Origin of the sequence: Burkholderia sp. Ac-20392 (genome assembly GCF_017104585.1) — a bacterium.
Classification (GTDB): domain Bacteria; phylum Pseudomonadota; class Gammaproteobacteria; order Burkholderiales; family Burkholderiaceae; genus Burkholderia; species Burkholderia lata.
Window position 1 is genome coordinate 1 of sequence record NZ_JAAGPB010001009.1, and the last position, 1,253, is coordinate 1,253.

Annotated in this window: 2 protein-coding genes; both read right to left on the reverse strand. The window is 68.2% G+C overall.

Annotation, left to right across the window (positions count from 1 at the left end; all coding sequences use genetic code 11):
* Positions 1 to 230 (reverse strand): AAA family ATPase (locus G3N99_RS40470; RefSeq protein ID WP_206125223.1); only part of this gene is annotated, 230 nt, incomplete at its 3' end.
* The coding region (flhF, locus tag G3N99_RS40475) for a flagellar biosynthesis protein FlhF (RefSeq protein WP_206125224.1) at positions 223 to 1,253 on the reverse strand (1,031 nt) is incomplete at its 5' end. The genes flhF and G3N99_RS40470, both read right to left, overlap by 8 nt.

A 1,253-nucleotide genomic window follows, 5' to 3' on the forward strand; every position in this document is an offset into this window, starting at 1 on the left:
CCGTCGCGCAGCCACGCGCCCGCCAGCGTCGCGCTGGCCGAATGCACGTCGGCACGCTCGTCGACGACGAGCACATCCTTGCCGAGCGACGCGAGCGCCGCCGCCAGGTTCACGACAGTGGACGTGCAGCCGACACCCGCCGGCCCGCCCGTCACCGCGACGATGCGCGATGCGCGCCCGGCCAGCAGGCGCCGCAGCCCTTCGGCCTGATCGATGATTCGTTTATCCAAATCGCACCTCGTGCAGCTCGGCGGTGGAACGTGCGGTCAGTGCGGAGAGCAGCGTCGGCATGTCCTCGTCTTGCGGCACGAAGGGCGAGCCGTCGCGCGGTACACAGAACGCGCTCTTCAGCAGGAATTTGGTCGAGGCGACGTACAGGTTCTCCGGCACCTTCTGGCCGGTCGACACGTAATGGATCGGCAGCTTGTAGCGGATCACGGTGTCGAGCACGCCGCCGAGGTGGGTCGCCTCGTCGAGCTTCGTGAGGATGCAGCCGGCCAGGTCCGGATGCTCGCCCGCGCTGCGGTACGCCTGCACGACTTCGTTGAGCGTGTCGCCATGGCTCGTCGCGTTGAGCAGCAGCAGGCGCTGCACCGGCGCGTTCGCACCGTGCAGCATCGCGATCTGGTCGGATACCGCGCGGTCGCGCTGGCTCATGCCGATCGTGTCGATCAGCACGATGTGCTTGTTGCGCAGCTCGGACAGCGCCAGTGCGAGGTCGCCCGCATCCTTCACCGCATGCACGGGCACGCCGAGGATCTTGCCGAAGATGCGCAACTGCTCGTGGCCGCCGATCCGGTAGCTGTCGGTGGTCAGCAGTGCGACCTTGCTCGCGCCGAAGCGCATCACGCAGCGTGCGGCCAGCTTCGCGGTGGTCGTCGTCTTGCCGACGCCCGTCGGCCCCATCAGCGCGAACACACCGCCACGCTCCATCAGCGCATCTTCGCTTTCGAGCACCGGCAGGTTCGACGCGAGCACCGACTGCGCCCATTCGGCGGCCTGCTCGAAGGTCTGCGCGCCGTCGCCGGCCGGCATGTTGTCGACCAGCATCCGCACGAGCTGCGCGGAGAAACCGGCCGCGAACAGGTGCTTCGTCAGCGCGCCATGCACGGCGCTGCGACGCTGGCGGTCGTGCCACATCAGGCTGTCGAACTGCTCTTCCATCATCCCGCGCAGCTCGCCGAGCTCCTGCATCACCGTATCGTTGACGATCCGCTCGATGCGCGACTTCACGGCGTCGGCCACCGCGGCAG